This is a genomic window from Aeromicrobium sp. EU05-FHT14F07 (assembly GCF_058790455.1).
Genome location: NZ_JBYTCR010000001.1, coordinates 1 through 20,776 on the forward strand (window position 1 = coordinate 1; position 20,776 = coordinate 20,776).

General features: G+C 70.6%; 24 protein-coding genes and 1 other RNA gene. 14 read left to right on the forward strand and 11 right to left on the reverse strand.

The features are described 5' to 3' along the window. Positions 1 to 232: 232 nt before the first annotated feature. From AC3WRM_RS00005 to AC3WRM_RS00015, 3 genes are all read right to left on the reverse strand, one after another. Positions 233 to 1,366 carry a hypothetical protein gene (locus AC3WRM_RS00005; RefSeq protein WP_492270902.1) on the reverse strand — a complete coding sequence of 378 codons (1,134 nt, stop codon included), beginning with the start codon at positions 1,364 to 1,366 and terminating at the stop codon, positions 233 to 235. After that, a complete protein-coding gene (locus AC3WRM_RS00010) occupies positions 1,363 to 2,373 on the reverse strand; it encodes a C39 family peptidase (protein WP_492246966.1) in 1,011 nt (336 codons plus the stop codon). The genes AC3WRM_RS00005 and AC3WRM_RS00010 overlap by 4 nt, the downstream gene beginning before the upstream one ends. Before the next feature lie 165 nt (positions 2,374 to 2,538). Beyond that, positions 2,539 to 3,021 (reverse strand): DUF4383 domain-containing protein, encoded by a 483-nt coding sequence (locus AC3WRM_RS00015; protein ID WP_492246965.1) that lies wholly within the window; start codon positions 3,019 to 3,021, stop codon positions 2,539 to 2,541. 110 nt (positions 3,022 to 3,131) lie between these two features. On the opposite strand from AC3WRM_RS00015, the gene bla reads away from it, so the two are divergent. Beyond that, complete coding sequence (gene bla, locus AC3WRM_RS00020) at positions 3,132 to 4,061, forward strand: class A beta-lactamase (RefSeq protein ID WP_492246964.1); 930 nt, start codon at positions 3,132 to 3,134, stop codon at positions 4,059 to 4,061. An 82-nt stretch (positions 4,062 to 4,143) separates the two neighbouring features. Here the strand turns inward: bla and AC3WRM_RS00025 are convergent, their stop codons facing one another. Together AC3WRM_RS00025 and AC3WRM_RS00030 are read right to left on the reverse strand one after the other, a co-directional pair. After that, on the reverse strand, positions 4,144 to 4,659 hold the full coding sequence (locus AC3WRM_RS00025) for a hypothetical protein (RefSeq protein ID WP_492246963.1): 516 nt from the start codon (positions 4,657 to 4,659) through the stop codon (positions 4,144 to 4,146). A gap of 54 nt (positions 4,660 to 4,713) precedes the next feature. Then, positions 4,714 to 5,124, reverse strand: a complete 411-nt coding sequence (locus AC3WRM_RS00030) for an HIT family protein (protein ID WP_492246962.1) — start codon at positions 5,122 to 5,124, stop codon at positions 4,714 to 4,716. Between the two features lie 37 nt (positions 5,125 to 5,161). Between AC3WRM_RS00030 and prfB the strand changes: the two genes are divergently transcribed. After that, complete coding sequence (gene prfB / locus AC3WRM_RS00035) at positions 5,162 to 6,277, forward strand: peptide chain release factor 2 (RefSeq protein ID WP_492246961.1); 1,116 nt, start codon at positions 5,162 to 5,164, stop codon at positions 6,275 to 6,277. A gap of 45 nt (positions 6,278 to 6,322) precedes the next feature. Here the strand turns inward: prfB and AC3WRM_RS00040 are convergent, their stop codons facing one another. Both AC3WRM_RS00040 and AC3WRM_RS00045 read right to left on the reverse strand, forming a co-directional pair. After that, positions 6,323 to 6,940 carry a DinB family protein gene (locus AC3WRM_RS00040; protein ID WP_492246960.1) on the reverse strand — a complete coding sequence of 206 codons (618 nt, stop codon included), beginning with the start codon at positions 6,938 to 6,940 and terminating at the stop codon, positions 6,323 to 6,325. A 22-nt stretch (positions 6,941 to 6,962) separates the two neighbouring features. Next, a complete protein-coding gene (locus tag AC3WRM_RS00045) occupies positions 6,963 to 7,493 on the reverse strand; it encodes a hypothetical protein (protein WP_492246959.1) in 531 nt (176 codons plus the stop codon). A gap of 67 nt (positions 7,494 to 7,560) precedes the next feature. Between AC3WRM_RS00045 and ftsE the strand changes: the two genes are divergently transcribed. The 8 genes from ftsE (at position 7,561) to ssrA (ending at position 14,864) form a co-directional block, all read left to right on the forward strand. After that, positions 7,561 to 8,250, forward strand: coding sequence for a cell division ATP-binding protein FtsE (gene ftsE / locus AC3WRM_RS00050; RefSeq protein WP_492246958.1), 690 nt, complete (start codon positions 7,561 to 7,563; stop codon positions 8,248 to 8,250). Between the two features lie 9 nt (positions 8,251 to 8,259). Further along, positions 8,260 to 9,174, forward strand: coding sequence for a permease-like cell division protein FtsX (ftsX, locus tag AC3WRM_RS00055; RefSeq protein WP_067855597.1), 915 nt, complete (start codon positions 8,260 to 8,262; stop codon positions 9,172 to 9,174). A gap of 91 nt (positions 9,175 to 9,265) precedes the next feature. Then, on the forward strand, positions 9,266 to 10,603 hold the full coding sequence (locus AC3WRM_RS00060; RefSeq protein ID WP_492246957.1) for a peptidoglycan DD-metalloendopeptidase family protein: 1,338 nt from the start codon (positions 9,266 to 9,268) through the stop codon (positions 10,601 to 10,603). A gap of 50 nt (positions 10,604 to 10,653) precedes the next feature. Next, the gene (gene smpB, locus AC3WRM_RS00065; protein ID WP_492246956.1) at positions 10,654 to 11,130 is read left to right on the forward strand and encodes an SsrA-binding protein SmpB; all 477 of its coding nucleotides are present in this window, start codon (positions 10,654 to 10,656) and stop codon (positions 11,128 to 11,130) included. After that, complete coding sequence (locus AC3WRM_RS00070; RefSeq protein WP_492246955.1) at positions 11,131 to 12,036, forward strand: amidohydrolase family protein; 906 nt, start codon at positions 11,131 to 11,133, stop codon at positions 12,034 to 12,036. Continuing rightward, entirely contained in the window at positions 12,033 to 13,409 is a 1,377-nt protein-coding gene (locus AC3WRM_RS00075) for a DHA2 family efflux MFS transporter permease subunit (protein WP_492246954.1), read from the forward strand. Before AC3WRM_RS00070 ends, AC3WRM_RS00075 begins: the two co-directional genes overlap by 4 nt. 75 nt (positions 13,410 to 13,484) lie before the next feature. After that, entirely contained in the window at positions 13,485 to 14,297 is an 813-nt protein-coding gene (locus AC3WRM_RS00080; RefSeq protein ID WP_492246953.1) for an endonuclease I family protein, read from the forward strand. Positions 14,298 to 14,493: 196 nt separating this feature from the next. Continuing rightward, positions 14,494 to 14,864, forward strand: a transfer-messenger RNA (tmRNA) gene (gene ssrA, locus AC3WRM_RS00085). Positions 14,865 to 15,091: 227 nt separating this feature from the next. Here the strand turns inward: ssrA and AC3WRM_RS00090 are convergent. Continuing rightward, positions 15,092 to 16,033 (reverse strand): DMT family transporter, encoded by a 942-nt coding sequence (locus tag AC3WRM_RS00090; RefSeq protein ID WP_492246952.1) that lies wholly within the window; start codon positions 16,031 to 16,033, stop codon positions 15,092 to 15,094. A gap of 115 nt (positions 16,034 to 16,148) precedes the next feature. Here AC3WRM_RS00090 and AC3WRM_RS00095 point away from each other — a divergent pair, with 115 nt between their 5' ends. Together AC3WRM_RS00095 and AC3WRM_RS00100 are read left to right on the forward strand one after the other, a co-directional pair. After that, on the forward strand, positions 16,149 to 17,003 hold the full coding sequence (locus AC3WRM_RS00095) for a LysR family transcriptional regulator (RefSeq protein ID WP_492246951.1): 855 nt from the start codon (positions 16,149 to 16,151) through the stop codon (positions 17,001 to 17,003). Positions 17,004 to 17,199: 196 nt separating this feature from the next. Continuing rightward, positions 17,200 to 17,505, forward strand: a complete 306-nt coding sequence (locus tag AC3WRM_RS00100) for a YciI-like protein (RefSeq protein WP_492246950.1) — start codon at positions 17,200 to 17,202, stop codon at positions 17,503 to 17,505. 60 nt (positions 17,506 to 17,565) lie between these two features. Here AC3WRM_RS00100 and AC3WRM_RS00105 read toward each other — a convergent pair whose 3' ends face one another. Both AC3WRM_RS00105 and AC3WRM_RS00110 read right to left on the reverse strand, forming a co-directional pair. After that, complete coding sequence (locus AC3WRM_RS00105; protein ID WP_492246949.1) at positions 17,566 to 17,970, reverse strand: VOC family protein; 405 nt, start codon at positions 17,968 to 17,970, stop codon at positions 17,566 to 17,568. Beyond that, positions 17,967 to 18,251: an ArsR/SmtB family transcription factor gene (locus AC3WRM_RS00110; protein ID WP_492246948.1), complete on the reverse strand. Its 285-nt coding sequence runs from the start codon at positions 18,249 to 18,251 to the stop codon at positions 17,967 to 17,969. Before AC3WRM_RS00110 ends, AC3WRM_RS00105 begins: the two co-directional genes overlap by 4 nt. Before the next feature lie 204 nt (positions 18,252 to 18,455). On the opposite strand from AC3WRM_RS00110, the gene AC3WRM_RS00115 reads away from it, so the two are divergent. Continuing rightward, positions 18,456 to 18,869 (forward strand): VOC family protein, encoded by a 414-nt coding sequence (locus tag AC3WRM_RS00115; protein ID WP_492246947.1) that lies wholly within the window; start codon positions 18,456 to 18,458, stop codon positions 18,867 to 18,869. Here AC3WRM_RS00115 and AC3WRM_RS00120 read toward each other — a convergent pair. After that, entirely contained in the window at positions 18,859 to 19,800 is a 942-nt protein-coding gene (locus AC3WRM_RS00120) for an SDR family oxidoreductase (RefSeq protein ID WP_492246946.1), read from the reverse strand. The genes AC3WRM_RS00115 and AC3WRM_RS00120 overlap by 11 nt on opposite strands. Positions 19,801 to 19,930: 130 nt before the next feature. Between AC3WRM_RS00120 and AC3WRM_RS00125 the strand changes: the two genes are divergently transcribed. Beyond that, a complete protein-coding gene (locus AC3WRM_RS00125; protein ID WP_492246945.1) occupies positions 19,931 to 20,764 on the forward strand; it encodes a helix-turn-helix transcriptional regulator in 834 nt (277 codons plus the stop codon). Positions 20,765 to 20,776 lie beyond the last annotated feature (12 nt).

Below are 20,776 nucleotides of genomic sequence, written 5' to 3' on the forward strand. Positions count from 1 at the left end.
GGGGGGAACCATCAAGATGGTTCCCCCCGCTGACCGCCTCTCAGGTCGATGCCTTTCACGGGAATCGTGATCGCAAGGTCGGATCAGCTGTATGCCTCCGACATGGTGCCGCGCCGCAGTGAGCTGGGGAAAGCCCTGACATTGTCCCTGCAAGGGATGACGACCTCCGCGCCTTCGTCTGCTCGGAGTTGCTGGCCCTCTTGTGTGAGGCGCGTGAGGAGATCGAGCCTCCTCAGCGGTCTGCGTTCACGAGGGTGACCAGCCGCATGGCGTCCGGGCTGGACGTCTGCTTGACGTAGATGAAGTTGCTACCCGTCAGACGACTCGAGCCGGTGTCGTTGCTGCCGGGGAGGGAGAAGAGCTTCCCGCGCCGCAGGTCGAGGAGGTAGGCGCGGTCGCCGGTGGAGAAGCTCACCCAGTCGTCGGTGCCGTTGAGGTAGCCCACCGTGTTCTTGCCGAGATTCACGGTGGAGCGTCCGTGCTCGGTCGACTCGACCGTCAGACGACGGCGACCGTCGGCCGTCGTGCAGGCGACGCGGACACCCTGCGCAGCGAAGGCGCCGCAGTCAGCAGGCAACCCTGCGCGCGTGACGTCTCCGGAAGATCCACGGTCCGGGTCCCAGCGCGCGAGCGTGCTGTCGACGAGAACGTCGAGCCCGCGGCCCGCCGCCCACGTGGCGGTCGCCTTCGGCACCACCTTCTCGAGCTTGCCGCCGGTCAAAGGGACGCGGTAGGCGGAGGTCTGGACGACGTTCTGCTGGGCGTCCACCCGATCGACCGCGACGACGTAGACGTCGTCGCCCACGACCTGCGGCCGGATGGCGTCGGGTGACGGCCAGGGCGGGTCCTTGATGCCCAGCTCCTGGTAGGACGCGAGCTCCTTCTCCTTTCCCGTCTCGAGGTCGAGTGCGTACAACCGCCACGGCATGGCGTCATAGTTTCCTTGCGTGGTCTCGACCCAGACCACGGTCTTGCCGGCAACGGCGACGTCGACGATGTAGCGCGGGGCCCCCGGCTTCCCGTGACGGGCAAGCTCCGTGACGTCGTTGGTCTTCGGGTCGACGGAAATCAGTGCACCTCCCCGTGGGTCGTCCTCGGACGGTGCGCCGGACTCCGATGTGCCGGAGAGCGACATGATCAGGCGTCCGTCGGCGCGGTCGAAGTAGACGGCCTGCTGTCCCTCCAGGATCGTGGGGATGCGCGACCGCACGATGTAGTCGTCGCCCTCCGTGAACGACGGCGGCGCGGGGGAGAGCGCAAACCGACGCTGCGGCTCCGGCTCGTCCGTCGTCGTGCAGGACGTCGTGCTCAGGACGACCGCCGCCATCACCGAGGCGATGGCGGCGGTTCTGCGCGCTGACGTCACAGGACGACGCCCCACGGCTGGGTGAAGATGCGCATGCTCGTGTTCCTCATCGCGTTGGTCTTCCTCGGGGCACTCGACTGTCCCGTGTTCGTCCACCGGCCCGCGACCGGGTCCGCGTACGCGAGCCTGTCGCCCGAGCCGGAGTAGCCGTAGCCCATGATCAGGTGGTCGATCGTGAAGGTCGTGTAGTGGTAGTTGTAGTGCGGGTTTCTCTTCCCGGCCAGCTCGCGCGTCCCGTACACGACGGCGCGGTTGTAGACGCCGATGGAGTTGACCACTCCGCTCTTGATCGACGCCGCCGACGGGCTCCAGACGAGCCGAGAAGCGAAGCCGGCCCACCGGTTGAGCGTGAGCGGGATACGCGTCATGTTCGTGCCGTTCGAGGTGGTCGCGAGGTAGCGGGACGCGGCCAGCGTCGTCTGCGAGATGGTGTCGGAGGAGTTGTAGCGGCTCCGCTCGCAGGCGCTGCACGAGGCGCGGATGGCCATCGCGACGGAGGCGGGCCCGCAGTAGTAGGAGGTGCGCTGGGTGGAGTGGCGCACGGGCAGTGCCTTCTGCGTCGCCGCTGCCATCACGCTGGCATTGGAGTCGGACGTGGTCGACGCGTCGGTGGAGAAGTCGGGCTCGGGCTCGATCTCCGAGTACGGGCGCCCGGCGACGCGCTCGACCTCCGCGCGTGCCGCCGCGATCCGCTCGTCGAGCGACGGCTCGCCATCAGCCTGCGCGGTGGCGGCGCCGGCTCCACCGGCGAGGTACTTCTCGGCGTAGAGCGCGTGCAGTGCGTCGAGGGCGTCGTTGAGCGGCTTCTCGGCCTGCACCGACGGCAGGTCCCCGAGCGACTCGTACCCGTCGGGCAACGCGATGCCTCGACCCTCGGGCGTGGCCGGATCGTCCGCTGCGGACGCCGGAGCCGCCGCGAGCAGCGCGGCGGTCGTGACGGCGGACAGAGCGGCGAGGCCGAGACCGGTGGTGGAGCGATGCCTGCGGCGGTGTCGCGAACTGAACATGGTGTGTCCCCCCTGAGAGCGTCGACGGTGTGTGCGTCGATCAACCCATGGGAGGAGCCGCGGGCAGAAGCGTTCGAACGATCTTCTGAAGACGGCTTGACAACGCCGCTCGCCAGGCCGTATCCGGGCGGTGGTCCACCGCCAGGGCGCCGCGACGCCTCGCCGTCAGCGCGTGTACTGCCCCTTCCGCTGCAGCGCCGAGCCGACGGCGAAGCCGATGAGCAGGAGGGCGGCGGCGAGGATGGCGTGCAGCCAGGTGTCGGCGGTGTCGAGCGGGACGACGTTGGCGTCGGAGCCGTGGTCGATCACGAGGCCGTAGATGGTGAGCGCGGCGTAGACGAGGCCACTGCCGACCAGGTAGGCGGGGGCGAGGCGCGGGCGCACGGCCGCCGCGAGGCCGAGCAGGCCGAAGAGCAGGTGCACGACGTTGTGCAGCACCGACACCTGGAAGACGCCGAACAGCTCCGCGCCGCTGTGGTGACCGCTGCCGCTCAGCTGGTCGAGGTCGGTCGTGACGCCCGGGACGAAGCCGAGGACGCCGACCACGAGGAAGACGGCGCCGAAGAGCACCGATGCTCCTCGGGCGAGGACGACGGGGTCCTCGTCGGCGCGGGGGCCGGTACTGGAGAGGTGCTGACCCTCGGGCACGGTGACGTCCTCTCGTGAGCGGACCCCGCCGCACGACGAGGTCCCCGGGTGCGTACCCGAAACGGTGGCCTCGACGCGCCCGTGTGGACCGGGATGGTCGAATAGGGGCCATGCGTCGCCTGCTGCTGCCCGTGGTCGCCACCGCCCTGCTGCTCGCCGGGTGCACCGGCGGAGGGAGCAGCGCCGACCCCGGCGCCACCTCCACACCCACCGCGTCGCCCACCTTCTCGGCCGACTTCGCCGACCTGGAGAAGGAGTACGACGCGCGGCTGGGCGTCTACGCGATCGACACCGGCACCGGCCAGGTCGTCGAGCACCGAGCCGGCGAACGGTTCGCGTACGCGTCGACGATCAAGGCCATCGCGGTCGGGGCGCTCATGCACGAGAAGCCCCGCTCCGTGCTCGACCAGACCGTGCAGATCAGCGAGGACGACCTCGTCGACTTCTCGCCGCAGGTCGAGAAGGCGCTCGAGGCCGGGCAGACCGAGCTCACCGTGCGTGAGGTCGCCGACGCGGCCGTCCGCTACAGCGACAACACCGCCGGCAACCTGCTGTTCGACCTGCTCGGCGGACCCGAGGAGCTGCAGGGCGTGCTGCGCGAGATCGGCGACCGGACCACGAAGGTGTCGCGCATCGAGCCCGACCTCAACGAGGCGACGCCCGGCGACGACCGCGACACCACGACGCCCAAGGCACTCGCCACCGACCTGCGCCGGCTCACGCTCCCGCCCGCCGACGGTGAGAAGGCCGTGAACGACGGCTATGCGCGCGCGTTCCTCACCGACCTCATGGTGCGCAACACCACCGGCGACGACCTCATCCGCGCGGGTGTCCCCGACACGTGGGAGGTCGCCGACAAGACCGGGGCCGCCAAGTACGGCACCCGCAACGACATCGCGGTCCTGCGCCGGGCGGAGGGCGCCCCCATCGTCATCGCCATCATGTCGTCCAAGGACGACCAGGACGCCGAGGCCGACGACGACCTCATCGCCGACGCCACGCGCGTCGCCGTCGCCGGGTTCGGCATCTCCGACGACTGACCTGCCGACCGGTCCACACGCGACGACGCCCACCCCGACCTCGGGGTGGGCGTCGTCATGGGATGGACGGGTCGGAGCGACGTCAGCAGCCGCCGCAGGTGTAGAAGGTCACGTCCCAGTGACTGCCTTCCTTGGCGTACTCGTTGCCCGACGCGGAGCGGTACAGCTGCGCGCCGTCGCTGCGGGTGCCGACGTACGTGAAGGTGCTCGTCACGTACGACGTGAGGCAGTTCGAGAGGCTGAAGTCGAGCTTGTACCCGTTGTAGTGGCTGTACGTGCCCGACGCGTGCCCCACCTCGGTGCCGCCCGTGATGTTCAGCGCGCAGCCGCTGGCCGACTTGAGGGTGCGCGCGCCGTCAACGCTGGTCTGGCGCAGTCCCTCGAACGACGTGCACGACGGGTTGCTGCGGGTGGTGCAGTTCCCCGAGGACGACCACGTGATCCCGGCGGAGCGGAAGGCCGACTCGGCCTGCGCCTGGGTCACGGCCGACGCGGACGACGCGACGCCGACCACGCTGCCGAGCCCGAGCAGGGCTCCGGTCAGGAGGACGACGAGCCGTCGCAGGACAGGTGCTTTCTGGTTCCCCGATGTGTTCATGGGTCCCATGCCAACCCGATCGGGCGCCGTGACGCAAGCCCCCGGCGGTGACGATCAGTCGACGAGTGCGTGACGCAGGCGGTCGCGGTACTCGCGCGCCTCGCCGTCGGCGTAGCGGGTGCGCGGCCAGAAGAAGCCCCGCAGGCCGTCGCCCTTCGTGCGGGGCACGACGTGCACGTGCAGGTGGGGCACGCTCTGGGAGACGACGTTGTTCATCGCGACGAACGTGCCCTGCGCGCCCAGCTCGCTCGACATCGCGGCCGCCGCCCGGCGGGCCGCCGCGAACAGCGGCACGGTCAACGGTTCCGGCAGCTCGAGCAGCGTGTCCACGTGCTCGCGCGGCACGAGCAGGGTGTGACCCTTGAAGACAGGGCGCACGTCGAGGAAGCCGAGCACGTGCTCGTCCTCCAGCACCACCTCGGCCGGCTCGTCACCGGCGACGATCTTGCAGAACAGGCACGCCACGGTCTCGATCCCACCACAGGGCCGGTAGCCTCGACAGGTGGCCACCGACTTTCCCGAGCAGATCAAGGAGCTCGGCGCGACGCTGACCTCCATCGAGAAGGTGCTCGACCTCGACGCGATGCAGCGCGAGATCGACGAGCTCCAGGAGCAGGTCGGCGCGCCGGACCTCTGGGACGACCAGGCGAACGCGCAGCGCGTCACCGGTCGTCTCTCGACGCTGCAGGCGCAGCTGGAGCGCGTGCAGGGGCTGCGCGGCCGGATCGAGGACCTCGAGGTCCTCGTCGAGCTCGCGCAGGAGGAGGGTGACGCCGACTCCCTGGCCGAGGCGGAGTCCGAGCTGACCAAGCTGCAGCAGGCCGTCGAGTCGCTCGAGGTCCGTACCCTGCTGTCGGGCGAGTACGACGAGCGCGAGGCCCTCGTGACGATCCGCTCGGGCGCCGGCGGCGTCGACGCGGCCGACTTCGCCATGATGCTGCAGCGCATGTACATGCGGTGGGCGGAGCGGCACGGCTACCCGGTGGAGGTCTACGACACCTCCTACGCCGAGGAGGCCGGCATCAAGTCGACGACGTTCGCCGTCAAGGCGCCGTACGCGTACGGCACGCTGTCGGTCGAGTCCGGCACGCACCGTCTCGTGCGCATCTCCCCGTTCGACAACCAGGGACGGCGCCAGACATCGTTCGCGGCGATCGAGGTCGTGCCCGTGCTGGAGCAGACCGACGAGATCGACATCCCCGACGAGGAGATCCGCGTCGACGTCTACCGCTCGTCGGGTCCCGGCGGCCAGAGCGTCAACACCACCGACTCGGCGGTGCGCCTCACGCACATCCCGACGGGCGTGGTGGTCAGCTGCCAGAACGAGAAGAGCCAGCTGCAGAACAAGGCCAGCGCGATGGTGATCCTCAAGGCCAAGCTGCTCGCGCTGAAGAAGGCCGAGGAGCGCGCCCACCTCGACTCGCTGCGCGGCGACGTGCAGGCGACGTGGGGCGACCAGATGCGCAACTACGTGCTCAACCCGTACCAGATGGTCAAGGACCTGCGCACCGAGCACGAGACGGGCCAGACCCAGGCCGTGCTCGACGGCGAGATCGACGACTTCATCGAGGCCGGCATCCGCTGGCGTCGCGGCCAGGAGGCCGCCGCCACCGCCTGACCGCCACCGTCTGACCCCAGCGCTCGGCACCAGTCGCGGTCCCGGTCAGGAGCCGTCGTGCCGGTCCGCCGCGTGCCGTGCGACGTCGTCGACCCGCGCCACGTGGTCCTGCCAGGTGACGTCGTCGGGGAGGTTCGTGGCGTCGGGCCGCAGCCCGGCCAGACCGTCCAGTCGCTCGCGGAGCACGTCGGCGTGCCCGGCGTGGCGGTGCGCCTCGGCGACCATGTGCACCAGCGCCCGCCGCAGCGTCACCACGTCGCGGGGAGCGGTCCACCACGGCACGACCCCGGTCGCGTCCAGGTCGAGCGCGTCGATCGTCGCGTCGGCGTGCGCCCACGCGCGGTCCACGTAGTCGAGCGCCTCGGCGAGGCTCACCTCCGCCGGCACCACGAAGTCGGCGTGCGGGTCGGCGTCGACGTCGGGGGTCGGCTCGGGGAACGGCCGGTCGAACACCACGCCGAAGTACTCGCACGCGCAGACGGCGGTGTGGTGCACGAGCCCCAGCAGGTTCAGGCCGGTGGGCGTGAGGCTGCGCCGCGCGTCGAGCTCGCCCAGACCCTCCACCTTCCAGCGCAGCGCGTCACGCGCCGTGTGCAGGTAGTCGCGCAGGAGCTCCTTCTCGGCCGCGGCGTGCTGGGACTCGGTGTCGTGGGGCGCGGGCATGCCCCGACCCTGCCACCGCGTGTCAGTCCGGTCGAGCCTTGCTGCGGCGTCGGTTCAGCCCGGGCACCTTCTCGAGCATGCCCGCGAGGTCGGTGGCGGTGTCGAGGAGCGCGTGGATGTCGGGCCCGACGTTCTTCATGTCCTCCAGGATCGGGACGATGTCGGTCTCGAGCTTCTCCACGAGCATCGGCAGGTGGTCGATGAGCCCCACCAGCGCCTCGATCTCGTCGGGCGACGTGGTCTCGGAGATGCGCTGCAGCGTCGGGGCCAGCCGCTCGACCGTGGGGGCCAGCTCGTCGAGGATGGGCCCGAACGTGTCGACCATGCCCTGCGCCCGCGCGAGCGTGGGCTCGACGCTCGCCACCGTGCCCGCCGTGCGCACGACGACGGCGTCGGCCGCGGCGCGCGTGGCGTCGATGTCGTCGACCAGGCGGTGCGCCCGGCGCACCAGGTCCTCGGCCGAGTCGAGCAGCCCCACGGCCCTCGGCAGCAGCGAGGCGACCGCCTCGACCAGGTCCGGCAGACGACGCGGGTCGGGCAGGCGGGGGAGCATGCCGTCACGCTACCGAGCGCGGGCGAGTCTGCACGGGGACGTGGACCTTCGTGCCTAGACTCGTCGGGTGATTCGCTTCGACAAGGTCACCAAGACCTACCCGGGACAGAAGCGTCCTGCGCTGGACGCCGTCGACCTGGAGATCGAGAAGGGGGAGTTCGTCTTCCTCGTCGGATCCTCGGGGTCGGGCAAGTCGACGTTCCTGCGTCTCGTCCTGCGCGAGGCGCGGCCGACGTCGGGGCGCGTGCACGTGGCCGGCAAGGAGATCAACAAGCTCTCGTCCTGGAAGGTGCCGAAGCTGCGCCGCCAGGTGGGCACGGTCTTCCAGGACTTCCGCCTCCTGCCCAACAAGACCGTCCACGAGAACGTCGCGTTCGCGCTGCAGGTCATCGGCCGCTCGCGCGCCGAGATCGACCAGCTGGTGCCCGAGACGCTCGAGATGGTGGGCCTGGAGGGCAAGGGCCACCGCATGCCCGACGAGCTCTCCGGCGGTGAGCAGCAGCGTGTCGCCATCGCCCGGGCGTTCGTCAACCGGCCGATGATCCTCATCGCCGACGAGCCCACCGGCAACCTCGACCCCACCACCAGCGTCGGCATCATGAAGCTGCTCGACCGCATCAACCGCACCGACACCACCGTCGTCATGGCCACCCACGACTCCTCGATCGTCGACCAGATGCGCAAGCGCGTCATCGAGCTCGACGAGGGGCGCGTCGTGCGCGACGAGGCCCGCGGCATCTACGGCTACCAGTCCTGAGGCGATCCTGTGCGCACCATCCTGAGCGAGCTCCGCGCGAGCCTGTCCCGCAACACGTCCATGACCATCTCGTTGGTCGTCACCATGACCGTCTCGCTGCTGCTGGCGGCCCTCGGCCTGCTGCTGCAGAGCCAGGCCGACCGCACCGAGCAGTTCTACGGCGACCGGCTGCAGGTGCAGGTCAACCTGTGCACCGACAACTCCACGGCACCCACGTGCGTCGGCGGCGCGGCGACGAAGGACCAGACCGCAGCCGTGCGGGAGGCGCTGTCGACCAACCCCGAGGTCAAGTCCTACGACGTCCGCAGCCCGCAGGAGAACTACGACAAGGCCCGTGAGCTGCTCGGCCAGACCGACTCCGGCAAGGCCCAGCTCGACACGGTGGAGCCGTCGGACTTCCCTGAGTCCTACTTCGTCACGCTGAAGGACCCGCAGCAGTTCGACGGGCTGGTCAGCCAGGTCTCCGGCATGGACGGCGTCGGCAACGTGCAGTCGCTGAAGAAGCTGCTCGGACCGCTGTTCGAGATCCTCGACAAGATGCGCTGGGCCGCGTTGGCCACGTCGCTGCTGCTCATCGTCGCGGCGATCCTGCAGGTGTCGAACACCATCCGCATGACGGCCTACGCCCGACGTCGCGAGATCGGCATCATGCGGCTGGTCGGTGCCTCGAGCTGGCACATCCAGCTGCCGTTCGTGCTCGAGTCGCTGCTCGCCGCGCTGGTGTCGGCAGCGCTGGCGGCGGGAGGTCTGGCGGCGTTCATGTCCTTCGTCGTCTACGGCTACCTGCGCACCCAGCTGGGGGAGCTCACGACGTGGATCCGATGGCAGGAGGCGGCCGCCGTCATGGGCTACACGACCGTGCTCGCGATGCTGCTGGCGCTCGTCCCGACACTCGTGATGACGCGCAAGTACCTTGACGTGTGACCGTGATGGCTTAGAGTCACACCAGTAACACCTGCACCACCCGCCTCGCGCGGGTCACCTCGCAGTTCTCCTTCCCCAAGGCCGAGGTCCCATGTCCCACCGCACGTCGTCCCGTCCCAGCCGAACCGCCACGCGTCGCCACGCGGGGCGGGGTGCCCTTGCGCTGCTCGCGACCTGCGCGCTCGTGGTGGGGCTGACGAACCCGGTGCTGGCCGACAAGAAGGACGACCTCCAGCGTCAGCGGCAGGGCGTCAACGGCAAGATCGACGGCGCGCAGAAGTCGCTCGACTCCTCCAGCGCCGCGTACGCGAAGGCCGCGAAGGCCCTCGACGCCGCGCAGGCCAAGCTCACGTCGGCGCGTGCGACGCTCGGCAAGACCCGCGGCCAGCTGGCCGTCTCGCAGGCCGAGGACGCCCGCATGCAGGCCGAGCTCGACCGCAGCCAGGCCGCGCTCGACAAGGCCGTCGCCGACCTGAAGAAGGGTGAGCGACGCCTGAAGGCGTCCGAGGACGAGGTGAAGGCGTTCACCGTGCAGACCGTGCAGGAGGGCGACCGCGGCATGCGGGCCTTCGGCGAGCTGCTCGGCGGCGAGAGCCCCTCCACCTTCACCGACCGGATGAGCCTCAACGCCTCCGTCGGCGACGCGCAGGTCTCGCGCATGCAGAAGCTCGCGGCCGCCAAGGTCATCCTGCGGCTCAACCGCGACAAGGTCGAGAAGCTGCGCGACCAGGTCGCGGTGGCTCGTGAGGCCGCCGCCGCGAACCTGCAGAAGATGACCGAGCTCGAGGCCGCCGCCGAGGCGCAGGCCACCGAGGTCGGCAAGCTCGTCGACGCCCGCGCCGACGCGAGCGGCAAGGCGCGCGCCGCGAAGGTCGAGGACGAGCGTCTGCTCGCCGCCTACGAGGCCGAGCGCAACCGCCTGAACAACGAGCTCGCCGAGCTCGCCCGTCGCGAGCTGGAGCGTCAGCGCGCCCGCGAGCGCGAGGGACGCGGGGGCAGCGGCAACAACGGCGGCCTCTCCGGCGGCGACGACAGCGGTGTGCTGTCCTACCCCGTCAACGGTCCGATCACGTCGCCCTACGGCATGCGCGTGCACCCGGTCACCGGCGTGTACAAGCTGCACGACGGCACCGACTTCGGCGTCGGCTGCGGCACGCCGATCCACGCCGCCGCGAGCGGCACGATCATCCAGCAGTACTACAACGCCGGCTACGGCAACCGCGTCATCCTCGCCAACGGGATCAAGCGCGGCCAGAGCATCGTGACGACGTACAACCACCTGTCCGGGTTCGCCCGCAGCGCCGGCGCCAGGGTCTCCCGCGGCGAGGTCATCGGCTACGTCGGCAGCACGGGCTACTCCACCGGCTGCCACCTGCACTTCATGGTCATCGCCAACGGCGTCACCGTGAACCCCATGGGCTGGCTCTGACGGGCCGGTCCGACCCGGGCCCGTGTGGCCCGACGCACTAGGATGGATCGGTGGCCAAGGAGACCGGGCGCAAGCTCATCGCGCAGAACAAGAAGGCGCGCCACGACTACCACATCGAGGACACCTACGAGGCCGGCCTGGTCCTCACGGGCACCGAGGTGAAGTCGTTGCGTGCCGGTCGGGCGTCCCTGGTCGACGGCTTCGGCGAGATCGCGAACGGTGAGGCCTGGCTGATCCAGGTGCACATCCCCGAGTACAGCCAGGGCACGTGGACCAACCACGAGACCCGGCGACGCCGCAAGATGCTGCTGAACCGCCAGGAGATCGACAAGATCGAGCAGCGCATCCAGGCCAAGGGCCTGACCATCGTGCCGCTCTCGCTCTACTTCAAGGACGGTCGCGCGAAGGTCGAGATCGCGCTCGCCCGCGGCAAGAAGCAGTACGACAAGCGGCACGCGATCGCCGAGCGCCAGGCGAAGGCCGACGCGCAGCGCGAGATCGGTCGAAAGATCAAGGGCATCCGCTAGATGACCTCGGCGGACGCCGACCGACCCGGGCTGGCCGACGCCGACCTGCCGGCGCTCGCGGCGTCGCTCGACCTGCCGGGGCTGTTCGACGTCCACGTGCACTTCATGCACCCGAAGGTGCTGGCGAAGGTCTGGGCCTACTTCGACGCGGCTGGCCCGCTGCTGGGCCGTCCCTGGCCGATCACGTACCGCGGCAGCGACGACGAGCGGGTCGCTCACTTGCGGGCCATGGGCGTCCGGCACTTCTCGGCGCTCTCGTACGCGCACCGCCCCGGCGTCGCGTCGTTCATGAACGACTGGACGCTCGACTTCGCGGCTCGGGTGCCCGAGGCGCTGCGCTCGGCGACGTTCTACCCGGAGCCGGAGGCCGCGACCTACGTGCCGGCGCTCGTCGAGTCCGGTGTCGAGGTGTTCAAGGCGCACCTGCAGGTGGGCGACTTCGCGGCCGACGACCCGCTGCTGGACCCGGTGTGGGGCACGCTCGCCGAGAGCAGCACCCCCGTGGTCCTGCACGCCGGGTCGGGCCCGGCGCCCGGCGCCCACACCGGTCCCGACGGCGTCGCGAGCGTGCTCGAGCGCTTCCCGGGCCTGCGGATCGTCGTCGCGCACCTCGGGATGCCCGAGTACGAGGCGTTCCTCGACCTCGCCGACCGCTTCCCGGAGGTCCGGCTCGACACCACGATGGTGCTCGTCGACTTCTGGGGTCCGTCGGACGACCTCGCCGCAGCGCTGCGGCCCCGCCTGGCCGACCTCGGCGACCGGGTGCTGTTCGGCACCGACTACCCGAACATCCCCTACGCCTACGCGCACCAGGTGGAGGTGCTGCAGCGGCTCGAGCTCGGCGACGACTGGCTGCGCCGCGTGCTGTGGCACAACGGGGCCGCGCTGCTCGGGCGGGAGACGTGAGGCTCGACTCCGCGGCGGGCCGCTGGCTCGTGGCGGCCATGGTGCTGGGCACGGGGATGGCGTTCCTCGACGGCTCGATCGTCACCCTGGCACTGCCGGCGGTCGACGACGACCTGCAGGCCGGGGTCGCCGGGCTGCAGTGGACCGTCAACGCCTACACGCTCGCGCTCGCCGCACTCATCCTGGTGGGCGGGTCCCTGGGTGACCGCTACGGCAGACGTCGGGTGTTCGTGGTCGGCGTCGTCTGGTTCGGCGCGGCGTCGGTGCTCTGCGCGGTGGCCCCCACCATCGAGGTGCTCGTGGCGGCCCGCGGGCTGCAGGGGGTCGGGGGAGCGTTGCTCACCCCGGGGAGCCTGGCGATCATCTCGGCCTCCATCCGGCCGGAGGACCGCGGTCGGGCGATCGGGCTGTGGTCGGGCCTCGCCGGTGTCACGACCGCGCTGGGTCCGCTCGTCGGCGGCACGCTCGTCGACGCCGTCGGCTGGCGCTCGGTGTTCTGGATCAACGTGCCCCTCGCCGTGGCGGTCGTGTGGGTGACGCTGCGGCACGTGCCGGAGTCGCGGGGCGCGCAGACCCGGCTCGACGTCGAGGGTGCCGCGCTGACGGTGGGCACGCTGGCGTTCCTCACCTACGGCCTGGTCGAGCAGACGTGGTGGTCTGCGCTGGTCGGCGTGGTGCTGCTCGTGGCGTTCGTCGTGCACCAGGCGCGCTCGCCGCACGCGCTCGTCCCGCTGTCGCTGTTCGCGGACCGCGTGTTCACGGCCGCCAACATCTGCACGTTCGCGATCTACGCGGCGTTGAGCGGCACGATGTTCCTGCTCGTGCTGCAGCTCCAGTACGTGGCCGGCTACACGCCGCTCGAGGCGGGTCTCGCGACGCTGCCGCTCACCGTGCTCATGCTGCTGCTGTCGTCGCGGGCAGGGGCGTTCGGGCAGCGGGTCGGACCACGGATCCCGATGACGGTCGGTCCGCTGGTCTCGGCGGGCGGCCTGCTGCTGCTCCTGCGGGTCGGCGCCGACGCGAGCTTCTGGGTCGACGTGCTGCCGGGTGCGACGCTGCTGGGTCTGGGCATCACGCTGCTGGTGGCGCCGCTGACGACGGCGGTCCTCGCGGCAGCGCCGGACGACCAGGCCGGGATCGCGTCGGGCATCAACAACGCGGTCTCCCGCACCGCGGGCCTGCTCGCGGTGGCGGCGATCCCTCCGCTGGCCGGCATCGCTGGCGCCGACTTCGCGTCGCCGGACGTGTTCGGGCCGGGGTTCCGGGCGGGGACGTTGATGTGCGTCGGGTTGCTGGTCGTCGCGTCGGCGTGCGCGGCCGCCCTCGTGCACGGGCGTTCGGCCGACCCGGAGCAGGCCCCGACCACGCCGTGACGGCTTGTGTGACCATCCGGTGAACTCCGGCGCGCCCTCTGGCGCGTCGTGTCGTCGATGGTGTGGGGTGTGCCCATGAACCGACTCGGGGGAGCCGGACGGGGGTGCGCGGCCACGAGCCGGCGCACGTCCCGGTACGCCGGCCTGACCATCATCCTCACGCTCGTCCTGACGCTGGTGCCGCGTGCCGCGGACGCCGCACCGCGGGACGGCTACTACGACAGCGCCCAGGGCCTCAGCGGGGAGGCGTTGAAGAGCGAGCTGCACGACATCATCTCGGTGCAGCGGACGATCTCCTACTCCGCTGTGTGGGAGGCGCTCAAGGTGACCGACCAGGACCCGAACAACAGCAGCAACGTGCGGCTGTTCTACTCGCAGGTCTCGCGCGCGAAGTCTGCGAACGGCGGGAACACCGGCCAGTGGAACCGCGAGCACGTGTGGCCGCAGTCGCACGGCAACTTCGGCACCTCCGCCGGGCCGGGCACCGACCTGCACCACCTGCGACCGGAGGACGTGCAGGTCAACGGCACGCGCAGCAACAAGGACTTCGACACGGGCGGGTCGACGGTCAGCAACTGCTCGTCGTGCCTGACCGACGGCGACTCCTTCGAGCCGCCGAACGCCGTGAAGGGCGACGTCGCGCGGATGGTCATGTACATGGCGGTGCGGTACGAGGGCGGCGACGGCTTCGCCGACCTGGAGGCCAACAACCAGGTGAACGGCAGCACGCCGTACCTGGGGAAGATCTCGGTGCTGCTGCAGTGGCACGCGCAGGACCCGCCGTCGGCGGCGGAGCAGCGGCGCAACGACATCATCGACTCCCAGTACCAGGGCAACCGCAACCCGTTCATCGACCACCCGGAGTGGGCGCAGTCGGTGTTCGGCTGACCGTCCCGCTCTCCATCGGTGGCTGGGCAACCTCAGCGCCGGTGGGTTGGCGTGTCGGTGGCTGGGCAGCCTGTGCAGCGCTGCTGCGGGTGCCCGGCCACCGACGTCGGGCGTCGGGAATCTTCGACGGGGGTCTGGGGTTGTACAGTGGTGAGACGCCGTGCCCGCGAGGGTGGGCGTGGTTGACAACTCAAGAGGGGCTGATCGGTTTCGACTTTGGTCGTTCGACTCAGGAGAAGCGGGTAGAGAACGCGACGTCATCTCTTTAACGTTCGTCGCAACCCATAAGTGCCGATTCCAAGCGCACTGACTTCGCCCTCGCTGCCTGACAGCGACTGGTGAAGGGCAGACCCGGGAGCGTCCCCGTCCCGGATCGTCTGTCTCATCTAGGGGACTTGCTGGCCGCGTAGCGTCACGTGACGCGGTCGGGACTTTTTCGTGACTGAGCCTGTCGGTGACGTGTTCGTCCGAGCACCGGGGCTGAGAAAAGCGACATGACGCACTGCACCCGGAGAAGTCCTGACTCAGCGCCAGAGGACCCGGGTTCGATTCCCGGCAGCTCCACGTCACGGCAGGACCCCCGACCTCACACCAGGCCGGGGGTCTTGTGCGTTCCGGTCGGGGGTCCTGCCGCGACGTGCATCGGGCAGAGCAATCGAGTCGGGCCCCCTTGTGCGGCGGAGCCGCCCCGCGAGGGATCCCGGCAGCTCCACTGAGCCTCGAAGGGCCCCGCACCGTCCTCGTGACGGGGCGGGGCCTTCGTGCACGTGCGGGTCAAGCACCTGGAGCACCCCTCACCTACGGGCCGCCGACGTCCTCGTGGCCCAGAGGCGCGGTAGCAGTCCTTGGCTGATGCTGATGCCGAGGATCACGAGGGCTGCGCCGACGGGTTCGTTCCACTGCAGGCTCTCGCCGAGGACGAGGATTCCCAGCGTCACGCCCACGAGGGGGGTCAGGTAGGTGACCGTCGAGGCGAGGGTGGCACCCCAGACCTGGATGATCCGGGTGTTCCAGATGTAGGCGACCCCGGTGCCGACGCCGCCGAGCACGAGCACGCTGGCGACGACCGGCACGGTCAGCTCGACGGGGGTCGTGCCGGCGACGGGCATCAACGCGGCGGTGAGGAGCGCGGCGACGCCGATCTGCGAGGCGGCGATCGTCGTCGCGTCGTAGGCGTAGCCGCGCAGGAACCGTCGGCTGTAGACGAAGGCGAGCCCGTAGCACGTGGTCGCGCCCAAGCACGCCGCCTGCGCGACCAGCGAGACCGTCCCGGCATCTGCCTGCGGGCGCGTGGACGCCAGCCAGGGCGAGGCCACGACCACGATCCCGAGGGCGGCGATCACGACCCCGCTCGCGCGGGCGCGCGTCAGCCGCTCGTCGGGGAGCGCGGCGAGGGAGACCAGAAGGGTGGTGATCGGGGTGGTGGCGTTGTAGATGCTCGACAGGCCCGAGCCGATGTGCTGCCCGGCCCAGGCGAACAGGAGGAACGGCGCCACGCACAGCAGCACGGCGATCACCGTCAGGTGCAGCCACACCCGCGGGCCGCGTGGCCAGCTCCGCCGGGTCGCGGCCATGACCCCGGCGAGCACGAGTGCCCCGCACGCCAGGCGCCCGAACACGACCTGCACGGGCGAGAGCCCGTCGAGGGCGACCCTGATGAACAGGAAGCTCGCGCCCCATACCAACGCCAACGCAGCGAACTGCGCCGGCACCCACGCCCGGCCGCTCTCGGTCATCTGCACGCCTCCCGTGTCTGCTGGTCCCGTTCCGACAGACTCGACCGGTTCGTATGATGAATCAAACAGATGAGACTCATTGCGTCATGAGGTATCTACATGTCGGGAGCGGTCCATGGGAGCCACGCTGAAGCAGCTACGGGTGTTCGTCGCGCTGGCAGACGAGGGCGGCTTCGTCGCTGCAGGTGACGCGCTGGGGCTGAGTCAGTCCTCCGTCTCGCACACGCTTGCCACGCTCGAGCGTCACGTCGGTGCCGCGCTGGTGCACCGAGCGCCGTGCACCGTCACCGACGACGGTGCACGACTGCTGGCGCATGCGCGCGCCACCCTCGCCGCCGCCGACGCGTTCGAGGCCGCAACCCCCTCGCGCGCCCCGGTGACCGGGACGATCAGGCTCGCGATCACCCCGACGGCCGGTCACCGCGTCGTCCCCGACCTCCTCGCACGGTGGCGCACCCACGCCCCCGGCATCCGTGTCCGGCTCCTAGAGGGTGACGACGTCGAGGTCGCGACCTGGCTCGACACCGGTGCCGCCGACGCCGCCATCCTCATCAACCCTGGTCCCGCGGCCGAGCAGGTCGTCGTGGCGCGCGACGAGTTCCGCGCCGTCACCCGCACCGACCACCCGCTCGCCAGCGCGGAGGCGGTCGCGCTCCCCGACCTGCTCGACGACCCGCTCCTGGTGTCGACCGCAGGATGTGAGCCCCAGGTCAAGGAGCTCCACCGGCAGGCCGGGCTGGCCTACGCACCGGCACAGCGCGTTCGTGAGCTGACCACCCTGATGGCCATGGTCGACGCCGGACTCGGCATCACGATCATGCCGACGCTGGCCGACCCGATGCTCCCCGCATCCCTCACGATGACGCCCCTCAGCCACACCATCACGCGCGAGCTCGTGCTCGCCGGGCCGGCGAGCCGCCCCTGGCACCCACGTGTTCGCACGCTCTGCGGGATCGCCAGGAGGGAGTAGAGCGGGCTCTGGCTCCGCCAACATCGGCTCGCGCAGCGATCACCAGCCACGCCGTTCAGGACGATCGGCGCAGCGCGTCGTGGGGATCCGGCGGGATGCACAGCGCCCTCGCGTCGTACCTGATCAGTGGGACCGGTCGCGCGCGGCGGGTCCTCGTCGATGAGTTCTGCGGCCACCCTCCGGCTAGATTCCAGCCATGACGCACGCGGTTCTCCAGTACACCTACGGCGACGACTACCTGGAGTCGCGGGAGCGGTTCCGATCGGAGCATCTCGCGCTCGCCTGGGCTGCGGTCGAGCGGGGAGAGCTGGTGCTCGGAGGCGCGGTCGGTACGGGGCCCTACGAAGGGCTGCTCGTCTTCCAGGGTGACGACGCAGTGGAGCTGGCGACCACCTTCGCGTCGGCAGACCCGTACGTGACCTCGGGACTGGTGACCACGTGGACGGCGCGGCCGTGGACCACCGTGGTCGGTGTCGACGCCGCGACACCGGTCCGGCCCTGATCCCTGGGACGTCCTCCCGCGTGAGTCCTCAGGCAACCCGGTCGGGGAGCCGACGTTCGTTCACGTGGTCTCGGCGGCGGGTGTGGGCGTGACCAGCTGGATCAGGTTGCCGCACGAGTCGTCCAGCACGGCCGCGACGACGGTGCCCAGGTCCGTGGGCGGCTGGACGAACGAGACCCCGCGTCCGCGCAGCCGCTCGTACTCGGCGTGCACGTCGTCGACCGTGAACTGAGCACACGGGATCCCGTCCGCTGCCAAGGCCTCCCGGAACGGCTGCACTGCGGGGTGGCCGGAGGGCTCGAGGAGGAGCTCGGGCCCGTCCGGGTCCTCGGGGGACACCACGGTCAGCCAGAAGTCGTCACCGACGGGCACCTTGTGACGCAACGCGAAGCCGAGGACGTCGGTGTAGAAGCGTTCTGCCGTCTCCTGGTCGTCGACGAACACCGACGTGAGGGCGATTCTCATGGGGTCTCTCCTGGGGTCGTGGGCCACCGCCGAGCGATCTCGGCGAGCGGAGTCGGGTCGAAGTAGTGGAGCTTGGAGCGTCCGCGCCGCTCCGTGGCGACGAGCCCTGCGGCCTCCAGCACCTTCAGGTGCTGAGAGATCGCCTGGCGGGTGAGGCCGATGCCGTGGACCGAGATCAACGTCGTGCACAGGTCGAAGAGGGTGCGCCCGTCTCGCGCGGCGAGCTCGTCGAGCGGGAGCCGTCTCGTCGCGTCGTCGAGGGCGCGGAACACGTCGACCATGCGGCGATCATAGGCAAGTCGCGACTTGCCTATGAAGAGACGGGGCGCGCTGGCAGTCGCACGCTGTCCTGCATGCGCACGGGCCACAGGAGAACGGACGCGTCCGCCACGCAGTACCGAGGCTCGTCCGGGACGGGCAGCCCTGCGTCGCCTCGGCGCGTCGAGCAGACTCGTTCGGGCGAGCGGACTTCGTAGCATGGTTCCGTGGCCGGGATCGTGTGGTGGGAGATCGAGACGGCGGACCCCGATCGGTTCCGGCGTTTCCACGGTGCGCTCTTCGGCTGGTCGTTCGAGCCCGCGTTCGTGGACACCGAGCTCGGTGCCGACTACTGGGTGGTCCGCGACGACGAGCGGGCTGTCGGAGGACTCCGACGAGCCGCAGCGTCGACGGCTCCGCCGTCGCCCGGGCCGCGTCTCTACGTCGACGTCGACGACCTCGAGGCCACGCTCGCGCGGGTGGTCGAGCTCGGGGGGACCGTCGAGCGCGCACGCGTCGCTCTCGGAGGAGACGATCGCTGGTGCGCGGTCTTCCGCGACGCGACCGGGGTGTCGTTCGGCCTGTGGACCAGTCGTCCTGCAGCCGAGACGTCGTCGCGGGAGGTTCGCCTCAGGGGGTGAAGGTCACGCCCGTCGCCTCCTCGGACCACGTCCACAGGCGTCGGGCGGCCTCGGCGTCGTCGAGCGGCTTCCACAGCTTCTGGGGGCCTGGTCGACCTGAGGTGCCGCCGAGGCCCTGGGGTCCGTAGAAGTGTCCGCCGTCGGAGGTCGGGGAGGTCGCGGCCATGAGGCAGGGGAGTCCGGCGCTGTCGACGGTGCCCACCAGGACCCCGCGTCGGGACAGCCAGCGGATCACCCGCACCTCGCGGGTGTCCGTGGTCCGGCCCATCTCGGGCCGAGCGGCGAGCAGGCTGGTCGGGGCGACGCCCGGGTGGGCGATGGTGCTGCTGATGCCCCAGCCCTCCCGTCGGCTGACCCGGTCGAGCTCGAGCCCGAACAGCCCGACGGCGATCTTCGACTGCCGGTACAGCTGCATGGCGTCGTAGGCCTGCTCGCCGTCCAGGTCGTCCCAGTGGATGGCGCCGGAGCGTGCGACGACACTCGTCTGGGAGGTCACGCGGGCCCGGCCCGCCACGAGCAGCGGCAGCAGGTGCGCCGTCAGCGCGACGTGCCCGAGGTGGTTGGTGCCGAGCTGCAGCTCGAAGCCGTCGGCGGTCGTCCGGCGCTCCGGCGGGGTCATGACGCCGGCGTTGTTGACGAGCAGGTGGACCGGCGCGCCCTGGGCGCGCATCAGCTCGCCGAAGGCCGCGACCGAGGCCAGCGACGACAGGTCCATGACGTGGGTCGTCACCTTCGCACCGGGGTGCTGGTTCCGCAGCCGCTCGGCGGCCTGCTCGCCCTTGTCCGGGTTGCGGACCGGAAGGACCAGCTCGGCCCCGGCAGCGGCCAGCCGGCCGGCGATGCCGAGACCGATCCCGTCGCTTGCGCCGGTGACCACGGCACGACGCCCGGTCAGGTCGGGGAGGGTGATGTCGGGGGTCCTGCGCGGCATGGGCTCGCTCCTCGGGTGCGTCCTGCGGCTCCGGGTTCGGGGCACGTCCCCACGGTGCGGCATCAGACGACGGACATCCAGGGACTGTCGGTCCGTGGATCGGGATCGGGTCGTCGGCGAGGATGGACGCATGATCGATCGGTCGGGACTCGCGGAGTTCCTCCGGCTCCGGAGGGAGTCGCTGCAGCCGGAGGACGTCGGCCTGCCCCACGGCCCGCGGCGTCGCACCAGGGGGCTGCGCCGCGAGGAGGTCGCGGTGCTGTGCCACATGTCGACCGACTACTACGCGCGCCTGGAGCAGGAGAGGGGCCCGCAGCCCTCCGAGCAGATGGTGGCGTCGATCGCGCAGGGACTGCACCTGACCCTCGAGGAGCGCGACCACCTGTTCCGGCTGGCTGGTCACCGGGCACCGCTGAGAGGTGCGGAGAGCCATCACGTCGGTCCGGGGATGCTGCGCATCTTCGACCGGCTCGTCGACACGCCCGCCGAGATCGTCACGGAGCTGGGGGAGTCGCTGCGGCAGACGCCGCTCGGCGTCGCGCTGGTCGGCGACCTGAGCCACCGGGTGGGTCCTGCCCGCAGCATCGGCTACCGCTGGTTCACGGAGCCCGCGGCTCGCGACCTGCATCCGCCCGAGGACCACGACTTCTACTCCCGCATGTACGTCTCGGGCCTGCGGGAGATCGCCACCCTCCGCGGCCCTGGCTCGCGTGCCCAGCAGCTGGTCGACCTGCTCGTCGACTCCAACGCGGAGTTCCGTGCGCTGTGGAGCGAGCACCAGGTCGGCATCCGACCCCGGAGAGTCAAGCGGTACCAGCACCCGACCGTCGGCCTGCTCGAGCTGAACTGCCACACCCTGCTCGATCCCGAGCAGAACCACATGCTGCTCGTCTACACAGCGGCGCCGGGATCGGACAGCTATGAGCGCCTCCAGCTGCTGTCGGTGGTCGGGGCCGGCGGCTGACGTCGCAGGCCC

What these genes read in the sequence shown, in the direction of transcription:
- AC3WRM_RS00125 (WP_492246945.1), top strand. Translation starts at nt 19,931, where the DNA reads ATGATCGATCGGTCGGGACTCGCGGAGTTCCTCCGGCTCCGGAGGGAG.
- AC3WRM_RS00120 (WP_492246946.1), bottom strand. Translation starts at nt 19,800, where the DNA reads ATGCCGCGCAGGACCCCCGACATCACCCTCCCCGACCTGACCGGGCGT.
- AC3WRM_RS00105 (WP_492246949.1), bottom strand. Translation starts at nt 17,970, where the DNA reads ATGAGAATCGCCCTCACGTCGGTGTTCGTCGACGACCAGGAGACGGCA.
- AC3WRM_RS00040 (WP_492246960.1), bottom strand. Translation starts at nt 6,940, where the DNA reads ATGCCCGCGCCCCACGACACCGAGTCCCAGCACGCCGCGGCCGAGAAG.
- AC3WRM_RS00025 (WP_492246963.1), bottom strand. Translation starts at nt 4,659, where the DNA reads ATGAACACATCGGGGAACCAGAAAGCACCTGTCCTGCGACGGCTCGTC.
- AC3WRM_RS00045 (WP_492246959.1), bottom strand. Translation starts at nt 7,493, where the DNA reads ATGCTCCCCCGCCTGCCCGACCCGCGTCGTCTGCCGGACCTGGTCGAG.
- AC3WRM_RS00060 (WP_492246957.1), top strand. Translation starts at nt 9,266, where the DNA reads ATGTCCCACCGCACGTCGTCCCGTCCCAGCCGAACCGCCACGCGTCGC.
- AC3WRM_RS00100 (WP_492246950.1), top strand. Translation starts at nt 17,200, where the DNA reads ATGACGCACGCGGTTCTCCAGTACACCTACGGCGACGACTACCTGGAG.
- bla (WP_492246964.1), top strand. Translation starts at nt 3,132, where the DNA reads ATGCGTCGCCTGCTGCTGCCCGTGGTCGCCACCGCCCTGCTGCTCGCC.
- AC3WRM_RS00090 (WP_492246952.1), bottom strand. Translation starts at nt 16,033, where the DNA reads ATGACCGAGAGCGGCCGGGCGTGGGTGCCGGCGCAGTTCGCTGCGTTG.
- AC3WRM_RS00095 (WP_492246951.1), top strand. Translation starts at nt 16,149, where the DNA reads ATGGGAGCCACGCTGAAGCAGCTACGGGTGTTCGTCGCGCTGGCAGAC.
- AC3WRM_RS00080 (WP_492246953.1), top strand. Translation starts at nt 13,485, where the DNA reads ATGAACCGACTCGGGGGAGCCGGACGGGGGTGCGCGGCCACGAGCCGG.
- AC3WRM_RS00010 (WP_492246966.1), bottom strand. Translation starts at nt 2,373, where the DNA reads ATGTTCAGTTCGCGACACCGCCGCAGGCATCGCTCCACCACCGGTCTC.
- AC3WRM_RS00070 (WP_492246955.1), top strand. Translation starts at nt 11,131, where the DNA reads ATGACCTCGGCGGACGCCGACCGACCCGGGCTGGCCGACGCCGACCTG.
- AC3WRM_RS00110 (WP_492246948.1), bottom strand. Translation starts at nt 18,251, where the DNA reads ATGGTCGACGTGTTCCGCGCCCTCGACGACGCGACGAGACGGCTCCCG.